At 66.3% G+C, this 17,916-nt stretch carries 20 protein-coding genes; 17 read left to right on the forward strand and 3 right to left on the reverse strand.

Annotated features, from left to right (window positions below; translation table 11 throughout):
- Positions 1-177: 177 nt before the first annotated feature.
- From WJU18_RS22330 to WJU18_RS22405, 16 genes are all read left to right on the forward strand, one after another.
- Positions 178-561, forward strand: a complete 384-nt coding sequence (locus tag WJU18_RS22330; protein ID WP_423455724.1) for an RAQPRD family integrative conjugative element protein — start codon at positions 178-180, stop codon at positions 559-561.
- Positions 558-791 (forward strand): TIGR03758 family integrating conjugative element protein, encoded by a 234-nt coding sequence (locus WJU18_RS22335; protein ID WP_423455726.1) that lies wholly within the window; start codon positions 558-560, stop codon positions 789-791. Before WJU18_RS22330 ends, WJU18_RS22335 begins: the two co-directional genes overlap by 4 nt.
- Before the next feature lie 16 nt (positions 792-807).
- On the forward strand, positions 808-1,167 hold the full coding sequence (locus WJU18_RS22340) for a TIGR03745 family integrating conjugative element membrane protein (protein WP_423455728.1): 360 nt from the start codon (positions 808-810) through the stop codon (positions 1,165-1,167).
- A gap of 12 nt (positions 1,168-1,179) precedes the next feature.
- On the forward strand, positions 1,180-1,590 hold the full coding sequence (locus WJU18_RS22345) for a TIGR03750 family conjugal transfer protein (RefSeq protein WP_423455730.1): 411 nt from the start codon (positions 1,180-1,182) through the stop codon (positions 1,588-1,590).
- The gene (locus WJU18_RS22350; protein WP_423455731.1) at positions 1,587-2,279 is read left to right on the forward strand and encodes a PFL_4703 family integrating conjugative element protein; all 693 of its coding nucleotides are present in this window, start codon (positions 1,587-1,589) and stop codon (positions 2,277-2,279) included. The genes WJU18_RS22345 and WJU18_RS22350 overlap by 4 nt, the downstream gene beginning before the upstream one ends.
- Positions 2,276-3,184 carry a TIGR03749 family integrating conjugative element protein gene (locus WJU18_RS22355; RefSeq protein ID WP_423455732.1) on the forward strand — a complete coding sequence of 303 codons (909 nt, stop codon included), beginning with the start codon at positions 2,276-2,278 and terminating at the stop codon, positions 3,182-3,184. Before WJU18_RS22350 ends, WJU18_RS22355 begins: the two co-directional genes overlap by 4 nt.
- On the forward strand, positions 3,174-4,604 hold the full coding sequence (locus WJU18_RS22360) for a TIGR03752 family integrating conjugative element protein (protein WP_009516218.1): 1,431 nt from the start codon (positions 3,174-3,176) through the stop codon (positions 4,602-4,604). The genes WJU18_RS22355 and WJU18_RS22360 overlap by 11 nt, the downstream gene beginning before the upstream one ends.
- Positions 4,585-5,034, forward strand: a complete 450-nt coding sequence (locus WJU18_RS22365) for a TIGR03751 family conjugal transfer lipoprotein (RefSeq protein WP_009516217.1) — start codon at positions 4,585-4,587, stop codon at positions 5,032-5,034. The genes WJU18_RS22360 and WJU18_RS22365 overlap by 20 nt, the downstream gene beginning before the upstream one ends.
- Positions 5,034-7,925, forward strand: a complete 2,892-nt coding sequence (locus WJU18_RS22370) for a conjugative transfer ATPase (RefSeq protein WP_423455734.1) — start codon at positions 5,034-5,036, stop codon at positions 7,923-7,925. The genes WJU18_RS22365 and WJU18_RS22370 overlap by 1 nt, the downstream gene beginning before the upstream one ends.
- A 24-nt stretch (positions 7,926-7,949) precedes the next feature.
- A complete protein-coding gene (locus WJU18_RS22375; RefSeq protein ID WP_023098544.1) occupies positions 7,950-8,714 on the forward strand; it encodes a DsbA family protein in 765 nt (254 codons plus the stop codon).
- 175 nt (positions 8,715-8,889) lie between these two features.
- Entirely contained in the window at positions 8,890-9,384 is a 495-nt protein-coding gene (radC, locus tag WJU18_RS22380; RefSeq protein WP_009518518.1) for a RadC family protein, read from the forward strand.
- A gap of 163 nt (positions 9,385-9,547) precedes the next feature.
- Positions 9,548-9,994 carry a TIGR03757 family integrating conjugative element protein gene (locus WJU18_RS22385; protein ID WP_009518519.1) on the forward strand — a complete coding sequence of 149 codons (447 nt, stop codon included), beginning with the start codon at positions 9,548-9,550 and terminating at the stop codon, positions 9,992-9,994.
- On the forward strand, positions 9,991-10,938 hold the full coding sequence (locus WJU18_RS22390; RefSeq protein ID WP_023108457.1) for a TIGR03756 family integrating conjugative element protein: 948 nt from the start codon (positions 9,991-9,993) through the stop codon (positions 10,936-10,938). The genes WJU18_RS22385 and WJU18_RS22390 overlap by 4 nt, the downstream gene beginning before the upstream one ends.
- A gap of 9 nt (positions 10,939-10,947) precedes the next feature.
- Positions 10,948-12,342 (forward strand): integrating conjugative element protein, encoded by a 1,395-nt coding sequence (locus WJU18_RS22395; protein WP_009518521.1) that lies wholly within the window; start codon positions 10,948-10,950, stop codon positions 12,340-12,342.
- On the forward strand, positions 12,339-12,698 hold the full coding sequence (locus tag WJU18_RS22400) for a hypothetical protein (RefSeq protein ID WP_009518522.1): 360 nt from the start codon (positions 12,339-12,341) through the stop codon (positions 12,696-12,698). The genes WJU18_RS22395 and WJU18_RS22400 overlap by 4 nt, the downstream gene beginning before the upstream one ends.
- Before the next feature lie 14 nt (positions 12,699-12,712).
- Positions 12,713-14,230: a conjugal transfer protein TraG N-terminal domain-containing protein gene (locus WJU18_RS22405; RefSeq protein WP_011804664.1), complete on the forward strand. Its 1,518-nt coding sequence runs from the start codon at positions 12,713-12,715 to the stop codon at positions 14,228-14,230.
- Positions 14,231-14,245: 15 nt separating this feature from the next.
- Here WJU18_RS22405 and WJU18_RS22410 read toward each other — a convergent pair whose 3' ends face one another.
- Genes WJU18_RS22410 through WJU18_RS22420 form a run of 3 tightly spaced genes read right to left on the reverse strand, consistent with a single transcriptional unit; the run spans position 14,246 to position 15,425 of the window.
- Entirely contained in the window at positions 14,246-14,623 is a 378-nt protein-coding gene (locus WJU18_RS22410) for a DUF3742 family protein (RefSeq protein WP_011804663.1), read from the reverse strand.
- Between the two features lie 26 nt (positions 14,624-14,649).
- On the reverse strand, positions 14,650-15,108 hold the full coding sequence (locus WJU18_RS22415) for a type II toxin-antitoxin system YhaV family toxin (RefSeq protein ID WP_011804662.1): 459 nt from the start codon (positions 15,106-15,108) through the stop codon (positions 14,650-14,652).
- Positions 15,108-15,425 (reverse strand): type II toxin-antitoxin system PrlF family antitoxin, encoded by a 318-nt coding sequence (locus tag WJU18_RS22420; protein ID WP_038204260.1) that lies wholly within the window; start codon positions 15,423-15,425, stop codon positions 15,108-15,110. Before WJU18_RS22420 ends, WJU18_RS22415 begins: the two co-directional genes overlap by 1 nt.
- 298 nt (positions 15,426-15,723) lie before the next feature.
- Between WJU18_RS22420 and mobH the strand changes: the two genes are divergently transcribed.
- A complete protein-coding gene (mobH, locus tag WJU18_RS22425) occupies positions 15,724-17,607 on the forward strand; it encodes a MobH family relaxase (protein ID WP_009518527.1) in 1,884 nt (627 codons plus the stop codon).
- Positions 17,608-17,916 lie beyond the last annotated feature (309 nt).

Raw genomic sequence — 17,916 nt, forward strand, 5'->3', positions numbered from 1 at the left:
CAGAGCCGATCATATTCGAAACACTCGAAAAACGCAATAATCGAAACTCGACCCGGGCTTTTGTAGGTTCGCTCGCGGTATGCCCAATCCGGTCGTCCGCCAGTTCCTATTGTTTGCGGCCTAAAACAGCCCTGATCTCCACGATCACCCCATTGCTGATCACACAGGAATGGCGCGATGGTGGCTTCGATCTGGCTGCGCGCCGCGCATCGCGGCGTGCCCACTTTTCTCGTGACGGCCCTCCTGCTGGGTCAGTCCCAGATGGCCTTGGCCGAGTCTCCGGCACAGCGCCAGGAGCTGGTCGCCGCACTGCGCCAGCTCGACGCGCTGGAGCGCACCGTCGCGGACAGCGCCGCGCATGCCCCCATCCAGCCGGGCGAGCGCTACTACTTCGACTACCCGAGGCTGTTGGCTGACCTGGCGCGCGTGCGCGCTGGCATCCAGGCCCATCTCACACCGTCGCGCGCCCAGCCGCGCGACCCCTCCGAACTGGCCGGCGACTACCGCACCGAGCGGGCGTCCGAGCCGCTGCCGGCGACGACTGCGGAGGGCAAGCGATGAACGGCGCCCAGGTCTCGGCATTTCAAGCCAACAGCGGCATCGCGCCTTCCGCGATGGCGGTCGTGCTGGTCGGCGCCGTCTTCGCCGTGCTGCTCGTGTGGGGCGTGTGGGCCATCCGAACGGCCTACGTGGGGTGGTCCGAGAGCCGCCTCAGCCAGCGCCAGTTCCTCGGCGTCTGCATCCGCTTCGCCGCGATGTACCTCGTCCTGACCTTCTTCCTCCTCTCCTGACCTGAAAGGCCTGACCATGCCAAACCGCATCCTCACTTCCCGTCTTGCCCAGCGCGCCGCCGTTGCGCTGGGCGCCGCCGCGCTGCCCGCACTGACGTTCGCGCAGGGTCTGCCGCAGTTAGAGAACCCGACCCGTGGCACTGGCAACGGCATCATGGAGACGATCCGCAACTACGGCTACGACATCATCATGCTCGTGGCCCTGCTGGTGGTGGCGTCGATGTTTATCGGCGTCTGCTACCACGCCTACGGCACCTACGCGGAAATCCACACTGGCCGCAAGACGTGGGGCCAGTTTGGCCTCACCGTCGCCATCGGCGCAGTCCTGCTCGTGATCGGCATCTGGCTGCTCACCGAAGCCACCGGCATCCTGTAAGGCGAGGCCGGTATGTCCGAGCAGCAGCACGTCCGTGCGGACGGGACCGTGACGTTCCTTCCGCACCGGCTCAACCGCCACCCCGTTGTCGTGCGCGGCCTCACCGCCGACGAGCTGTGGATCTGCTGCGGCCTGTCCGGCGCCGCCGGCCTGCTCGTCGGCGCGCCGCTGTCCTGGATGTTCCGCACGATCGCCATCGCGCCCACGTTCATCGTCCTGGGCGTCGCCCTCGGCGTGTTCATCGGGGGCGGCATCCTGCGACGCCTCAAACGCGGTCGTCCTGACACCTGGCTGTATCGGCAGCTGCAATGGCGCATCGCCACGCGCCATCCGCTGATGGCGGGCTGGGTGGGCGGCCATGTGCTGATCTCGCGCTCCGGCTTCTGGACCCCCCGAAGGTCCATGCAACGGGGGGCGCGATGAGCCGGTTCAAGAACGAGATCACGCACCTGCAGGCGCACATCAAGACGCTTCGCCTGGGTGCTGGCGCGCTGGTCCTCGTCGCCCTGGTCATGGGCGGTGGCTGGTGGAGCGCCCCACGCGACCTGACCATCCACGTCCCACCCGACCTGCGCTCCGGCAGTACCCGTAAGTGGTGGGACGTGCCGCCCGAATCGGTCTATGCGTTCACGTTCTACGTGTTCCAGCAGCTCAACCGCTGGCCGACCAACGGCGAAGAAGACTACTCGCGCAACCTGCATGCACTCTCGCCGTATCTCACACCGTCCTGCCAAGCCTTCCTGCGCGCCGACTACGACTACCGCCGCAGCACGGGCGAACTGCGGCAGCGCGTTCGCGGCATCTACGAGATTCCCGGCCGCGGCTACGGTGATGACCCTACGGCGCGCGTGCGCACCGTGTCCGATCGCGACTGGGTGGTGACGCTGGACATCAGCGCCGACGAGTACTACGGCGCGGAGCATGTCAAGCGCGCCCTGGTGCGCTACCCCGTGAAGGTCACGAAGGTGGACATCGACCCCACGCGCAACCCCTTCGGCCTGGCACTCGACTGCTACGACGGCACGCCCCAGCGCATCAACGCCCCGGAACCGACGCGCCCGGCGTCAAGTGGCCTGTCTCCGCAAGCCCCTCAAGGAGGAACCACCCCATGAAGCACCCTGTACTCGCGCTGCTGGGGCTGCTGGCCGGGGCTGCGGCACCCGTTGCCCAGGCGGTGGAAATCCTGCGCTGGGAGCGCATGCCGCTGGCAGTGCCGCTGAAGGTCGGTCAGGAACGCATCGTGTTCATCGACCGGGACGTGCGCGTGGGCGTGCCCGCGGGCGTGGGCGAGCGCCTCCGCGTACAGAGCGCGGGCGGCGCGGTGTACCTGCGCGCCAGCGAGCCGATCGAGCCCACGCGGTTGCAACTGCAGGACGCCGACACGGGCGCGCTGATCCTGCTGGACATCGCGGCCGAACCACCCAAGGACGGCGAGGCCGAGCTGGAGCCGGTGCGCATCGTCGAGGGCAGCAGCACTCCAGCGCGCTACGGCGATCAGGCAGGCGGCGCCGACGATGCCCCAGCACGTGCCCAGGCAGGTGCTCGGACCGCGCGGCGCGAAACCCCGGTCCCTGTCGTCCTGACGCGCTTCGCCGCGCAGAACCTCTACGCGCCGTTGCGCACCGTGGAGCCGCTGCCGGGCGTCATGCGGGTCAACCTGCCCCGCGACCTCGACCTGGACACACTGATGCCAACGCTGCCCGTGCGCGCGGTCGCGCTCGCGTCGTGGCGCCTGGAGGACCAGTGGGTCACAGCCGTGCGCCTGACCAACGGCAGCGGCGGCTGGATCACGCTCGACCCGCGCGTGCTGCAAGGCGATTTCCTCACCGCCACCTTCCAGCACGAGGCGCTGGGCCCGCGCGGCACGCCCGAGGACACGACCGTCCTGTACCTGGTCACGCGCGGCCGCGGCCTCGCGCAGTCGCTGCTGCCGGCGATTCACCGCTTCGACCCTGCCCTGCATCTGCCGCAGCCGGACGGCGACGAGAACACCAAGGAGGCCCGCCATGCGCAGTAACGGCCTGCTCAAGTGGCTGATGATCCCTGTCGCCATCCTGGTGCTGTTCGTCGGTATCCGGCTGTTCTCGGGTGGAGGCAGCACGGCGCCACCCGCGGAGGACAACGGCGCCCAGCTCACGCCCGATGAAATGAAGGCTCTCGGCATCGAGGGCGATACCCCGCGCGACACCGTGGCGACCTTGGTGGCGCAGGTGAAGCAGTTGCGCACCGAGCTTCAGACCGCGCTCTCGGACAACAAGTCCCAGCGTGAAGAGAACCAGCGGCTGCGTCAGCGCGAAAACTCCATCGACCAGCGCATCAACTCGGCGCTCGAATCCGAGCGGTCCAACCTGCGCCGCGACCAGGAGCAGGCGGCCAGCGCGCGCCAGCAGACCGAAGGGCTGCTCGCCGACCTGCAGCGGCGCCTGGACAGCATCGGCGGGCGCGGCGGCGGCCATGCGGACCTGCCCGTGGGCTTGGGGCTGCAGGGCGGCGACGAGGCCGGCATGGAGGGCGGCGTGCGGTGGGTCGAGCCGGACCACGCAAAGCCCGCCGAGGGGCGCAACGGGGGGCGTGGCGCGAGCGGCGGCATGAGCTTCCCCACGAGCTTCGGCCCGGCGCAGAGCACGCTCGAAACCACCGCGGAAACCGTGGCCAACGCGGGCGCCCGCGCCGCCGGGGTCAAGAGTGCCAAGCCGGTCTATACCGTGCCGACCAACTCCACGCTCATGGGTTCGGTCGCCATGACCGCGCTGATCGGCCGCGTGCCGATCGACGGCACGGTCAATGATCCCTATCCGTTCAAAGTCCTGGTCGGGCCGGACAACCTGACCGCCAATGGCATCGACATTCCCGACGTGGCCGGCGCCGTGTTCAGCGGCACCGCCTCGGGCGACTGGACGCTGTCGTGCGTGCGCGGTCAGGTGCGCAGCATCACGTTCGTCTTCCACGACGGCACGATCCGCACGATCCCCGAAGACCGCGAGGGCAACCAGCAGGACAACCAACAGCAGAACTCTCAAAGTGGGGGCTTGGGCTGGATCAGCGATCCCCACGGCATCCCGTGCGTCAGCGGCGAGCGGCGCAGCAACGCCCAGCAATACCTCGGCTCGCAGGCCCTGATCACCGCGGCCGGTGCCGGTGTGGCCTCGCTCATCGAGAGCGACAGCGGCCGCATGTCCTATGTCGGCTCGGACGGCTCCATCGGCACCGTGGGCATCACCGGCCAGGAAGCGGTCGGCCAGATTCTGGCGGGCGGCGTGCGGGACATGTCGGCCTGGGTCAACAAGTTGTACGGCCAGGCATTCGCCGCCGTCTATGTTCAGCCCGGCGCCAAGGTGGCCGTCCACCTCGAAAAGCCGCTCGCCATCGACTTCGATCCCGAAGGCCGCAAGGTCGATCACCGCGCAGGAGAAAGCCATGCACTCGAACTTGACTAACCTGGCCCGTGGCCTGGCACTGGCCCTCGCCGTCGCGGTGCTTGGCGGCTGCGCCACCAGCAAGGAAAAGCTGCTGACCCACGGTGACCGCACGATGATGGACATCTGGCAGCAGGAGGCCGGCGACGGCGGTGGCGCAGCCGGACGGAACGCCGGCCGCCAGCTGCTCGACGCGCGCCAGAGCCTGCGTCGGCCCCTGACCGACGCCGACGTGCAGGCCGCACCTGTCGAGCAGATGCGCTACACGCGCACCGCGCGCAATGAGGTCCACCGCCAGTTCCAGCGCCTGCCCAATCCCGATCTCGTGATGTACGTGTACCCGCACCTGGCCGGCACCGATCCCGTGCCGGTGCCCGGCTACACGACCGTCTTCCCGCTCTACCAGCGCATCCAGTACGCGATGCCGGGCGAGCGCGTGGAGGACTACTGATGCGGTGGAAACTCCCATGGCCGAAGCTGGCCGGCGCCGGCTCCAGTAGCCCGGCCAGCGATGAGCAGCCGGACAGCTGGCAGCGCCACGTCGAGGCCTTGCGCCAGGCCGGCATCCCCGAACCCGGTTCGGCAGTCCACGGCCGCAAGCCAGCGACCGTGGCCGACGAGCAGGCGCTGTACGACGTTGCGCCGTCCTTCGTGGAACTGCTGCCCTGGGTGGAGTTCATGCCCGAGTCGAAATCGATGCTCCTGGAGGACGGCCAATCGGTGGCGGCGTTCTACGAGCTGGTGCCGCTGGGCACCGAGGGCCGGGAGCCTGGCTGGCTCGCGCATGCCCGCGACGCCCTGGAAAACGCGCTTCAGGACAGTTTCGATGAACTGGACGAGAACCCGTGGGTGCTCCAGCTCTATGCCCAGGACGAACCGAGCTTCGACCAGTACATGCAGACCTTGCGCGATTACGTGCAGCCACGTGCGCGCGGCTCGGCGTTCACCGAGTTCTACCTGCGCTTCTTCGGCCACCACCTGCGCGCTGTGGCCAAGCCCGGCGGCCTGTTCGAGGACACGGTGGTCACGCGGCTGCGCTGGCGCGGCCAGACGCGGCGCGTGCGCATGGTGGTGTACCGCCGCGCGAGCGGACAGGGACAGGCAAACCGCCGCGGCCAGACACCCGAGCAGATGCTGGGCATCGTCTGCGACCGCCTGTGCGGCGGCCTGGCGAACGCCGGCATCCAGGCCCGGCGCATGGTCGCGGCCGACGTCCACGACTGGCTGCTGCGGTGGTTCAACCCGCGCCCCACGCTGCTCGGGCCTGGGGTGGAGGACCGGGAGCGCTTCTACGCGTTGGCGCGCTATCCGGACAGTACCGAGGAAAGCGAGGCCGGCGAGATCGAGCTGGCGAGCGGGCGGGATTTCAGCCAGCGGCTGTTCTTTGGGCAGCCGCGCTCGGACGTGGCGCAAGGGGCCTGGTACTTCGACGGCATGCCGCACCGCGTGCTGATCACCGACCGGCTGCGCATGCCGCCCGGCACCGGGCACCTGACCGGCGAGACCCGCAAGGGGGACGCGATCAACACGCTGTTCGACCAGATGCCCGAGGACACCTTGATGTGTCTCACGATGGTCGCCACGCCGCAGGACGTCCTCGAATCGGACCTCAACCATCTGGCGAAGAAAGCTGTGGGCGAGACGCTGGCGTCGGAGCAGACGCTCAAGGACGTGCATGAAGCCCGCTCCCTGATCGGCAGCGCGCACAAGCTCTACCGGGGCACTCTGGCGTTCTACCTACGCGGGCGCGACGAGGCGGAACTGGATCGGCGCGGCCTGGACCTCGCGAACGTGATGCTCAACGCCGGCCTGCAGCCGGTGCGCGAGGACGACGAGGTGGCGCCGCTCAACAGCTACCTGCGCTGGCTGCCGTGCTGCTACAACCCCGGCCAGGATCGGCGCCGGTGGTACACGCAACTGATGTTCGCCCAGCATGCGGCGAACCTGTCGCCGGTGTGGGGCCGCGCCCAGGGCACGGGGCATCCCGGCATCACGATGTTCAATCGCGGCGGCGGCCCGATTACGTTCGACCCCTTGAACAGGTTGGATCGGCAGATGAATGCCCATCTGTTTCTATTTGGCCCCACCGGCTCGGGGAAGTCCGCCACACTCAACAACCTGCTGAACCAGGTGACGGCCATCTACCGGCCGCGGCTTTTCATCGTGGAAGCCGGCAACAGCTTCGGCCTGTTCAGCGACTTCGCGCGGCGCCTGGGCCTGACCGTGAACCGGGTCAAGCTGGCCCCCGGATCGGGCATCAGCCTGGCGCCGTTCGCCGACGCACGCCGGCTGATCGAAACGCCCAGCGACGTGCAGACGCTCGATGCCGATGCCCTGGACGAAGACCTGCCACCGGATGCCTCGGCCATGGAGGCGGATGAGCAGCGCGACGTGCTCGGCGAACTGGAGATCACGGCACGGCTGATGATCACGGGCGGCGAAGACAAGGAAGAAGCGCGGATGACGCGGGCCGACCGCTCGCTGATCCGCCAGTGCATCCTCGACGCCGCCGAACATTGCGTGGCGGAGAAGCGCACCGTGCTCACGCGCGATGTGCGCAATGCACTGCGCACCCGTGGCCAGGACCCGACGTTGCCCGAGATGCGCCGTGCGCGGCTGCTGGAGATGGCGGACGCGATGGACATGTTCTGCCAAGGCACGGACGGCGAGATGTTCGACCGCGACGGCACGCCGTGGCCCGAGGCCGACATCACGCTGGTCGATCTGGCGACCTATGCCCGCGAGGGCTACAACGCGCAGCTCTCCATCGCCTACATCAGCCTGATCAGCACGGTGAACAACATCGCCGAGCGCGACCAGTACCTGGGACGGCCGATCGTCAACGTGACCGACGAAGGTCACATCATCACCAAGAACCCGCTGCTCGCGCCCTATGTCGTGAAAATTACAAAAATGTGGCGCAAGTTGGGCGCCTGGTTCTGGCTGGCGACGCAGAACATCGACGACCTGCCATGTGCAGCGGAGCCGATGCTCAACATGATCGAGTGGTGGGTGTGCCTGTCGATGCCGCCGGACGAGGTGGAGAAGATCGCGCGCTTCCGCGAACTCTCGCCGGCGCAGAAGGCGCTGATGCTCTCCGCACGCAAGGAAGCGGGCAAGTTCACCGAGGGCGTCATCCTCTCCAAGAGCATGGAAGTGCTGTTCCGCGCCGTGCCGCCAAGTCTCTACCTCGCGCTCGCGCAAACCGAGCCCGAGGAGAAGGCAGAACGCTACCAACTCATGCAGCAGCACGGCGTCAGCGAGCTGGATGCCGCCTTCAAGGTGGCTGAGAAGATCGACCGGGCACGTGGCATCGAGTCGCCGACCCTGGACCTGCCCTGAATCTGCCGTACACCGGAGAACGCCATGGAACAGAAACGTCCTTCCATTCCGATGCAGGTGCAGGCGTTCCGCCGTCGGCACTGGCGGCCCAGCTGGCCTTGGACAGTGGCCGCAGCGCTGGTTGCACTGCTGCTGATCTGGCTCGTGTCCCGTTGGCCCGGGCAGTCCACGCCTCAGACTTCAGCGCCAGTCAGCGAGACGCAGGTGGCTGGGCCTCCGTGGCAGATGGGCAATCCGGAAGGACGCTTCACGCTGACGCTCTACGCGGACCTCGAATGCCCGTTCTGCCGGTCCTATTTCCCAGTGCTCAAGCGTTGGGTGGCCGGCAATGCGGACGTGGCCTTGCAATGGCATCACCTCCCGTTGGCAGCGCATGAGCCGGCCGCGTCCGCGGAAGCGCGCCTGGCGGAATGCGCGGGCCAAGCCAGCGGTCATGCCGCCTTCTGGCAGGCCGTCGAGTGGGTATATGCCCACACGCGCAGCGACGGTCAGGGCTTGCCCGAGGACCTGCGCTACCCCGACCTTACGCCACCCATCGAGCAGTGCATCGCGAGCGAGCGGCCCGACGCGGCGATTCGCGCCCAAACTGCGGAAGCCACGAACAGCGGCGTGACCGCCACGCCGTCGCTGCGGCTACACGATCGCGAAACCGGCAAGGCTATCCTGCTGCAGGGTCCGATCGAGGGCGATGCCTTGCTGTCGGCCATGGACATGCTCGCGGCCCGCGATCCCGCCGCCACACCTACATCGGAAATGCCTGCCGACGTCGTCGGCGACATGCCCAGGTAGCCCCGGTCTTCAAGGCTACGGCGCAGTCCGCTGCGCTGACCGCAACCCGTTCGCCTCGCATCCTGGCCGCGAACGATCACCGCTCCCGCGGTGATGGATGCACCTTGTTCGTTCCCCAGGAGGGCTTGCCCTCCCCGGGCGCGCGCCCTCCGATCTCACCATTTGGAGGTTCGCCATGTCTTTCGTCGTCAATGACTCCTGCCTGGAGTCGCTTTCCGCCATCGCTGCCCAGCACGAGGACTGGATCATCCAGCAAGCCATTGCACTGCTGGAGAAGCGGGTTTTCAAAGCGGGTCCGAAACTCCTCGACCCCACGGCCGTGCGCGACTACCTGCACGTGAAGCTGGTGGCCGAGCCCAACGAAATATTCGTCGCTGTATTCCTTGACAGCATGCATCAGGTGCTGGCCTACGAGCCGTTGTTCAGGGGCACGATCAACTCGACTTCGGTCTATCCGCGTGTCGTCGTACAGCGTGTGCTGGAATTGAATGCCGCTGCGGTGGTCTTCGCACATCAGCACCCCTCGGGCATGTCCGAGCCGTCGATCGCGGATCGCGTGCTGACCCAGCAACTGCAGGCCGCGCTGGCGCTCATCGATGTGCGGGTACTGGACCACATCATCGTCGGCCAGGGTGCCCCGTTCTCCTTTGCGGAGTCCGGCCTGCTGTAAGTGTTGCACTGCTTCGTTGATCAGCGCGGAGGCTTCGGCCTCCGCTTTTTCTTCGCGGCGACACAAGCAGGTATGCGGGGTGGCCGCGATGCGCATTGTTTGTTGGGACCGCATGGGGTTCGGCGTTTGACTATGGCCCTGATCAACTTCCGGGGCGCATGACATGCCAGCAGCTTTTACCCGGTTCGCACCAGGCTGGCGAACCCTTGGCCTGGCCGTGGCGCTGCCGGCGTCCCTGGCGGTGTTCAGCCCGGTCACCTTCGCCGCCGACGTGGTGGTCGTCACCGACGGCCACCACCCGGTCAAGACCATGGGCGGCGAACGGCTGATCGAGCTGGATGAAGCGCCGCGCATCGAGGCCGAGCTTTCGGCGAATCTGCCCACCGACCCCGACCAGGCGACAGCCCTGGTCAAGCGTCGGCTGACCCAGGGAGGCACTGACCTTCAGCGGCGCATCGCGACGGCCTACCAGGGCGTGACGGACGCATGGAGCCTGGGCATCACCGCCGTCCCGGCCGTCGTGGTGGACCAGCGCTATGTGGTCTATGGCGAGCCGGACGTGGCCCGCGCCATCGCGCGGATCGAACAGCACCGGAGGACCGAACCGTGATCCCCCCATTCGACCTTCTGCGCCGCATGCGAGCTGCTGTCGCGTCCGTGCTGCTGCTTAGCGCCACGGGCAGCTACGCCCTGAACACGGCAACCATCGTGGGTTCAGTGGCTTCGCCCGATTGCCTGGAATACCGGGTGGTGGGTATCTGCTACTGGCTCTATTGCACCTGGACCGGCTGCACGGTGCGTACCTCCGTCAAGGTCAGGCACTACATCCCCGATGCAGTGGTGTCGTCGTACTCGAACACCGGCGAGAACCCCTGGGTTGAAGTGCGCGCCATGAGCACGCCCAATCCTTCGGCCCAGGCCGGCGGGGACGGCACCACGAACGAGGATCATGAAAACAACCTCGCCAAATTCAAGAACAGCGATGTTATCGGCCATCCCGGCGGCGAGGTGTTCAACCAGTTCGCCTCGTCCTCCGGCTACTTCTGCCAAGGCGCGGGCACGGCCTTCATGCCGTATCTGCTCAGCACCCTGGACACGCTGGCCTGGCGCTACAACGTGCCCGAGATGGCCTACCCGGAGGCGTTGATTCCGGGCATGCGTGAGGTCGGTGCGCGCACCACGATGAACCTCTGGGGCAATGTCTATCCACGCGGTGGCTTCCTGCACCAGACCGACGACCACAAATCCGGGGCGGTGGTGGCCCAGCGCGCGGGCGATGTCGTCACGCGCCGCGGGCAGTTGCACGTGTACCAGCCACTGCTCGCCAACGCCCGTGACGGCTACTGGCCGGCCGGGGCGCTGGTCGAAGGCGATACCTCCACCGGGAAGTGGCAGGAGCTGACCCCTCGTCTGTCGAACACCTGCGTGGTCTTCCCCCACAGCGGCACGCTGACCCAGGCCCAGCAAGGCGACTACGCCTGGGCGCTGTGGCGGCCGTATGCCTGCTGCGAACGCCGCGGGCAGGTGTTCCTGGGCAGCGTCGATTTCCTCTGAGGTGCCACGATGAAGCGTCCTGAACCGATGAACCTTTCCGCCAAGGCGTGCTACTTGCTGCGCCCGACGGCGCTGGCCGGCACGCTCGCTCTGGTCTGCGGCCTGGCGTGGGCGCAGGTCGGATACCAGAACAGCGGCCCCGTCATTGGCGATGACGTCATGTACTCGATCGGAGGCGGCAGCGCGGTGTCCATGGGCCGCGCGGCTGGCATGCGCTCCATCGGGGTCGGCTTGGGGTGGAACAGCAACCTGATCTGCGGCGACATGAGCATCCAGACCACGCTGCGCAACCAGCTCAACGGCATCACGAACGGCTTCCAGCAGATCATGAGCAACGTGATCCAGAGCGCCACCAGCGCGGTGGCGTCCCTGCCGGCGCTGATCATTCAGCGCGCCGATCCCGGCCTGTACAACCTGCTGACCAACGGCGTGCTGCAGGCGCGGCTGGACTTCGACCGCTCCAAGCTGACGTGCCGCGCGATGGCCGAGAAGATGGCCGAGACGGCGGGCGGCCAGCTTGGCTGGAGCCAGATGGCCGAAGGCATGGCCCTGCGTGACGCGGTTGGCAGCAACGATGCCGTTTCGGCCGTCGAGCAGGCTGAGACGCGCCGCGGCAACGACGGCGTTCCCTGGGTGGGCGGCAGCAATGCCGGTGGCGCAGGCCAGTCCGCCATTCGGGTGGTCGGCGACGTCACCCGCGCGGGCTACAACCTGGTCAACGGGCGCGGCGTGACGGACACATCCTCCATCGCGCCCGCCAGTTGCGCGAGCCTGTCCTGCCAGACCTGGACGTCGCCGCAGCAGGCGACCGAATGGGCCACCCGGGTCCTCGGGGAACAGGTGCAGCGCACGTGCGATTCCTGCACCAAGACCGAGACGGTGCCCGGCGTCGGGCTGACGCCGCTGATCCAGGAGGAGTACGAAGCCAAACTGGAAGTCTTGCAGGAACTGGTTTCCGGCGTGCGCAACACCACCTTCGAGAACTTGCGCGAGGCCGGCAGCACGTCGCTGCCGATCACGCGCGGCGTCATCGAGGCGCTGCGCGACGAGCCGGACCAGGACCTGCTGGCGCGGCGCCTTGCGTCCGAGGTGGCGCTGTCGTCGGTGCTGGAGAAGGCCTTGTTGCTCCAGCGCACGCTGCTCACGGGAAAGAAGGAGCCCAACGTGGCGGCCAACGAGTTGGCGGTCGAGGCTGTGAACCACGAGAGCGACACGCTCGACCGGGAGATCCGCAACCTGAAAACGGAGCTGGAGCTGCGCCGCGAGCTGGCGAACAACTCGCCGATGGCGATCATCCAGCGCCATGGTACGCGCGCGGCCGGCTCGCGCGGCATCTACGAGGGCGATCCGGTGCCCGACCGCCTCGACCAGTTGCAGAAGGGCAATCCGGGAGTCAGGCCATGAGCGCAATGCGCATGACCTGGCGCCCCTTGCGCTGGCTGTTCAGCCGGCGCGCGGCGAAAGCACTGCTGTGGGCGGTGGTGATCGTCGCCGCTGCGGTGGGGGCCAACGTCGCCGGCATCTACCTGGTCGGGAGCGTGGCCGGCTGGGAGCGGTGGCTCGCGGCCGCATCGGGCTACTTCTTCGTGTGGCGGTTGTGCCTGTACGGGGCGACGGCCTATGGCTGGGTCTGGATGCGGCGCCGGCTGCTGGTACGTGAGGACGACGCCCAGGCGCGGCGCCGCCTGGTGCGCACCGAGGTCGCGGGCGTCGTCGCCATCGTGGCGCTGGAAGCCAGCCTGCTGATGCAGGCCGGTTGAGGGGAGATGGCGCGATGACGCTTTTCACGACCGACTACCTGGAGTACTACCTGACGCTGGTGTCCTGGATCGTCAACAACGGCATCTGGGCGGTGCTGGTATCCAGCGGGGTATTCGCGCTGCCTTTCGTCGCCATCATCGTGCAGGAGTGGTTGAAGGCCCGTGCGGAAGGTGCCGACGAGGGCAATAAAGGCGTGCTGAGCGCCGCCCGCATCGAGAACCGGGTCTTCGTCGCCATCGTGGTGGTGATGTTCGCCGGCATTCCGTTCATCGACGTGGACCTGAACACCATCCAGTACGACAGCTCGCGCTCGGCCCAGTGCCAGGTCAGCGTGCCGCAGCCCACGGATACCGGCTGGTCGCAGTCCTTCAGCACCATCAACAACCAGTCGGCGAAGGTGCCCGTCTGGTGGGCGTTCATGCATGCACTCTCGCGCGCCGTCACGAGCGCCTCGGTGGCGGCGATCCCGTGTGGCACGGACCTGCGGCAGATGCGCATGGAGATCGACGCCACGCGCATCGATGACCCGGTGCTGGCTCAGGAAGTAGCGGATTTCTCGCGGGATTGCTATGGGCCTGCACGGGCCAAATTGTTCATGCAGCGCCCTCAGCTCGATGAGCAGCAGATGCACGACGTGACCTGGATCGGATCGCGGTTCTTCACCGACACGAACGGCTACTACGACACGTACCGTTCCAGCACGCCGCGCGATGACTGGCCCTATGACAGCAACCGCGACGCCGGGCTGGCTCAGGTATCCAGTGGCGGTGGCTACCCGACCTGCAGGCAATGGTGGGCTGATGGCAGCAATGGCCTGCGGGCACGCCTGCTGGGACAGGTGGACCCGAGCCTGCTCAATCGGCTGGCGGGCTGGGCCGGGTTCCTGAGCCGGGCCGAGGTGGACGACTCGGTGATCCGCACCATCGCGTCGCCGAGGCAGCAGAAGTTGAACCAGGGCAGCGTCTATACGGACTACGGCGGCCAGATCGACAAGACCTTGCCGAACATCGTGACGCGGGCCACGGGAGACGTTGGGATGGCAGTCGGCGCGCTTGCGGCATTTCCCGCCATGGACGTTGTGAGACAGGCCCTGCCCATGGTGCTCGCCTTGCTCAAGATGGCGCTGGTCATCTGCATCCCGCTCGTGCTGGTTGTGGGCACCTATGACCTGAAGACGGTCGTCACGGTCAGCGTCGTGCAGTTCGCGCTGTTCTTCACGGACTTCTGGTTTCAGCTTGCGCGCTGGATCGATTCGACGATCCTGGACGCACTTTATGGCTGGGGGTTCGGCTGGAACCGGCCGCACACCAATTTCGACCCGTTGGTAGGACTGAACAACGCCTTCGGTGACATGCTCCTGATGTTCGTCACGGGCACGATGTTTCTGGTCCTGCCGACGTTTTGGGTCGCTGCCTTGGGGTGGGTCGGAGTTAAGGCTGGGGTGATTGCTCAGAACCTTGCTGTCGGCTCCAAGGAAGCGCGTGATAGCGCCGGGTCAGGTGCAAACAAGGTAGCCGGCAAGGTTCTGTGACGGACAGGCCAAATCTCAGTCATCGAACGGATCGTTCGGGTCGTGAGGGTCGAGCCGCTGGCCATTGGAAGAATACAGGCCAAAGCCCGCCTCGCCATTGCGCAGTTCATCCTGTTGCGCCCAGCGGTCGTCATCTCTAGCCGAATTGCCAGCCATCCATGCCGCCGCAACGCCCAGCAGTAGTAACACCGCCAGCCAGAAGGTGGTGTACAGCAGCACCCCGAGCGCAACCAGCTTGACCACCCACACGAGCGCGGTGGCACCGGCCGCCGGCATCCCCTTGGACACCAACCAGCTCGATACCCGGCGTTCGCCGCGCACGTAGGCACGCCATCCGCGACCCAAGGCGCGGCCGAGTCGTTCTGCGGTACTGATGCGGGTCGTGGTGGTCATGGTCGTCTCCTGCTACTGAGGGATGCCTATTCCAGTTTGCTCCAATCCTGCTTGCTTGCCTGTATCAGCGCGTGCCAGTCGTCTGGCGGGTTCCCGCGTCCGAGCATCTTCTCGAAGACGACATACGGGTCCGACTTGCTACCCGAAGACCGCAGGGTCTGTTCATCGTTGACCCAGGCGTACACGATGACCTTCGCCTTCGAGTCGTACCGGAAGAACAGCCGGAACCGCCTTCCGATTTTGGCCCTTCGCCAGTGGCGGTGGGCCGATCCCAAGGTATTGCCCTGACGGTACTCGTCGCGTGCCGGATCGCCTGGCACTACTTCCAACATCAACTGGCTCAAGGCCCGGAACAGCTTGACGTTGGCATTGGACTCGAAGCCTTTCGGGTCGTTCTCCTGCGCGCGCCTCGCGGCCGCTTGCAGTTTCTGCAACGGCTCAATCACGCAGTCGTGGAAGAGCAGCGTCCAGCCATGCCGTTGCATCAGAGTTCCACTTCCCCGTCGATCTCCTCGTCCAGGTTCACGCCATGGCCAGCATGCTCCAGCATGGCGCGGGCCAGATCCTCGGGCAGGCCTTGGACGTTCCGGCCAGCTTCGATGTCGCGGGCCAGCAGGCTCAGGAACGCGCCGATGGCGGGGTCCTCGTGCTCGGCATCGACACGGGTGACGACGACTTCGCTGCCCCGCAGATCGAACGCGAGCTTGCCGCCGGCATCAACGCCCAGCGCCTGCCGGATAGGCTTGGGCAGCGTGACCTGGCCCTTGGAGGTCAACGTGGCGACTTCGTGGATGGCAGGCATGGCGGCTCTCCTGATTGCGATACCCGCATGGTAAGGAAATTTCCTTACTTTGTCAATGTGAAGCCTCATGGCGCTCTCCCGGTCCAAGAATTGGCCCATCGTAGGGCGTGAACAGCCAGCCTTCCTGCATCAATCCGGCCCTGCCGCAACCCACATTGGCGATGGACGATCAGGACCCGTTGCTCTATACCCAAAGGCCGCAAAGGGTCGAAATGGCAAGGGAATGGAGTGCAAGGGGAAAGGCTCTATCCCCAAAAGGCAAAAAGGCCTCCCGCTCGGCCCCCGACAGGACACCCGCATGCTTTCTCTGTTCCAGCGAAAACGGCCCGCGGTCGCTGCCGCTCCGACGCCACCATCGGTCACCGACCTCCCGAAAGGGTTGATGCGGCCCGAGTCAGCCGCATCGCTGCTGGCCACCCCGCGCCGGCAGAAGCTGCTGGAGCACATCTGGCAGCGCACGTCGCTCTCACGTAAGCAGTTCGCCACCTTGTACCGGGCGCCCCTGGAGCGCTACGCCGAGCTGGTCCAGGCCTTCCCGGCCTCCGAGGCGCATCACCATGCCTACCCGGGCGGCATGCTGGACCACGGCCTGGAAATCGTCGCCTACAGCCTGAAACTGCGGCAGTCCCATCTGCTGCCGATTGGCGCCAGTCCCGAAGACCAGGCGGCGCAGTCTGAAGCCTGGACTGCCGCGGTCGCCTATGCCGCGCTGCTGCACGACATCGGCAAGATCGCCGTCGATCTGCACGTCGAACTGGCCGACGGCTCGCTGTGGCACCCCTGGCACGGCCCGCTGCACCAGCCATACCGCTTCCGCTACCGCGACGATCGGGAATATCGGCTTCACAGCGCCGCGACAGGTTTGCTCTACCGCCAACTCCTCGACCGTGATGCCCTGGACTGGCTCAGTGGCTATCCCGACCTGTGGGGACCGCTGCTCTACGTCCTGGCCGGCCAGTACGAGCACGCCGGCGTGCTGGGCGAACTTGTCGTGCAGGCCGACCGGGCTTCGGTGGCCCAGGAACTGGGCGGCGATCCGGCCCGCGCCATGGCTGCGCCCAAGCACGCGCTGCAGCGCAAGCTGCTCGACGGGTTGCGCTACCTGCTCAAGGAACAGTTGAAACTGAACCAGCCGGAAGCCTCCGATGGCTGGCTCACCGAGGATGCCCTGTGGCTGGTGAGCAAGACAGTCTCGGACAAGCTGCGTGCGCACCTGCTGTCTCAGGGTATCGACGGCATTCCAGCGAACAACACCGCGGTGTTCAACGTCCTGCAGGATCACGGCATGTTGCAGCCGACGTCCGACGGCAAGGCGGTCTGGCGCGCGACTGTGACCAGCACGACTGGCTGGTCCCACTCGTTCACCTTGTTGCGTCTAACGCCCACGCTGATCTGGGAGCCGCGTGAGCGGCCGGCACCGTTCCCCGGCACGGTGGCGATCGACGTGGCGCCCACGGACAAAGAGGCTGACGTGTTCACCACCATTTCGACGGCCGGCCCGCTGGCCGCCCCGGAAGGCCAAGAAGATCCACCAGGGGAAGGAGGTCGTTCATCTTCAGCTCCTTCGTCCAAGTTCCAAACCTTGCCGGACGTGATGGAAGACATGCTTTCGATGGTGGGTATCGGCGACTTACCCGCGATCGGGCAGGACGCGGCAGTGCTCTCAGAGCAGGTGCCTGCCGCACGTCCCGAAATACCAACCTTGCCCGCGTCACTGCCGTCGTCGCCTGCGCCAGCGCCCTCGATAGCGCATCCATCCGGGGAGCACTTCATGGCGTGGCTGAAACAGGGCATCTTGTCCCGCCGACTCATCATCAACGACGCAAAAGCGCTCGTGCATACGGTGAGCGGCACGACCTACCTGGTCAGTCCCGGGGTCTTCCAGCGCTATGCGCAAGAGCACCCGCAAGTCGGCGCGCAGGCTAAGCAGGAGAGCCAGCAAGACTGGCAGTGGATACAAAAGCGCTTCGAGAGGCTGCAACTGCATCGCAAGCAGCCGAACGGCCTGAATATCTGGACCTGTAAAGTCACCGGGCCTAGAAAGTCCCGTCACCTGCACGGATACCTTTTGGAAGATTCAAGCCTGCTTTTCTTAGAAACGCCGCCGAATAATCCCTACTTATCCCTGTTGTGTGAGACCACAGGAAGCGGACTTCATGAAAGCAATGAGGGTCAACATTGAAGTCCCCTCAAATACCTGAGCCACTCAGAAGTAGAGATTGGGGAACAGTTTGACACGGTACTCGACCGGTGGGATTCGGCCGAGGGCTTCATGGGTCGATGGTGGTTGTATCGGTGTAGCCAGTCGGCCGTCATGTCACGCACCTCCTGCAGTGAATCGAAGACGTAGCGGCGAAAGCTGTCAGCGCCCTTCGAAATCGGCAGGAGCGGACAGTCCTTAATGTAGCGGATACTCACCCTCCTCTTATGGAGACCAACTGCTGGCTCCGACGTTGGCTCAGCAAGCGATCCCATCGAAAGGTCACCAGCG

Source organism: Ottowia sp. VDI28 (assembly GCF_049532675.1).
Classification (GTDB): domain Bacteria; phylum Pseudomonadota; class Gammaproteobacteria; order Burkholderiales; family Burkholderiaceae_C; genus Ottowia.

Coding starts and splice junctions, on each gene's coding strand:
- WJU18_RS22330 (WP_423455724.1), top strand. CDS start 178: ATGGTGGCTTCGATCTGGCTGCGCGCCGCGCATCGCGGCGTGCCCACT.
- WJU18_RS22335 (WP_423455726.1), top strand. CDS start 558: ATGAACGGCGCCCAGGTCTCGGCATTTCAAGCCAACAGCGGCATCGCG.
- WJU18_RS22340 (WP_423455728.1), top strand. CDS start 808: ATGCCAAACCGCATCCTCACTTCCCGTCTTGCCCAGCGCGCCGCCGTT.
- WJU18_RS22345 (WP_423455730.1), top strand. CDS start 1,180: ATGTCCGAGCAGCAGCACGTCCGTGCGGACGGGACCGTGACGTTCCTT.
- WJU18_RS22350 (WP_423455731.1), top strand. CDS start 1,587: ATGAGCCGGTTCAAGAACGAGATCACGCACCTGCAGGCGCACATCAAG.
- WJU18_RS22355 (WP_423455732.1), top strand. CDS start 2,276: ATGAAGCACCCTGTACTCGCGCTGCTGGGGCTGCTGGCCGGGGCTGCG.
- WJU18_RS22360 (WP_009516218.1), top strand. CDS start 3,174: ATGCGCAGTAACGGCCTGCTCAAGTGGCTGATGATCCCTGTCGCCATC.
- WJU18_RS22365 (WP_009516217.1), top strand. CDS start 4,585: ATGCACTCGAACTTGACTAACCTGGCCCGTGGCCTGGCACTGGCCCTC.
- WJU18_RS22370 (WP_423455734.1), top strand. CDS start 5,034: ATGCGGTGGAAACTCCCATGGCCGAAGCTGGCCGGCGCCGGCTCCAGT.
- WJU18_RS22375 (WP_023098544.1), top strand. CDS start 7,950: ATGGAACAGAAACGTCCTTCCATTCCGATGCAGGTGCAGGCGTTCCGC.
- radC (WP_009518518.1), top strand. CDS start 8,890: ATGTCTTTCGTCGTCAATGACTCCTGCCTGGAGTCGCTTTCCGCCATC.
- WJU18_RS22385 (WP_009518519.1), top strand. CDS start 9,548: ATGCCAGCAGCTTTTACCCGGTTCGCACCAGGCTGGCGAACCCTTGGC.
- WJU18_RS22395 (WP_009518521.1), top strand. CDS start 10,948: ATGAAGCGTCCTGAACCGATGAACCTTTCCGCCAAGGCGTGCTACTTG.
- WJU18_RS22400 (WP_009518522.1), top strand. CDS start 12,339: ATGAGCGCAATGCGCATGACCTGGCGCCCCTTGCGCTGGCTGTTCAGC.
- WJU18_RS22405 (WP_011804664.1), top strand. CDS start 12,713: ATGACGCTTTTCACGACCGACTACCTGGAGTACTACCTGACGCTGGTG.
- WJU18_RS22410 (WP_011804663.1), bottom strand. CDS start 14,623: ATGACCACCACGACCCGCATCAGTACCGCAGAACGACTCGGCCGCGCC.
- WJU18_RS22415 (WP_011804662.1), bottom strand. CDS start 15,108: ATGCAACGGCATGGCTGGACGCTGCTCTTCCACGACTGCGTGATTGAG.
- WJU18_RS22420 (WP_038204260.1), bottom strand. CDS start 15,425: ATGCCTGCCATCCACGAAGTCGCCACGTTGACCTCCAAGGGCCAGGTC.
- mobH (WP_009518527.1), top strand. CDS start 15,724: ATGCTTTCTCTGTTCCAGCGAAAACGGCCCGCGGTCGCTGCCGCTCCG.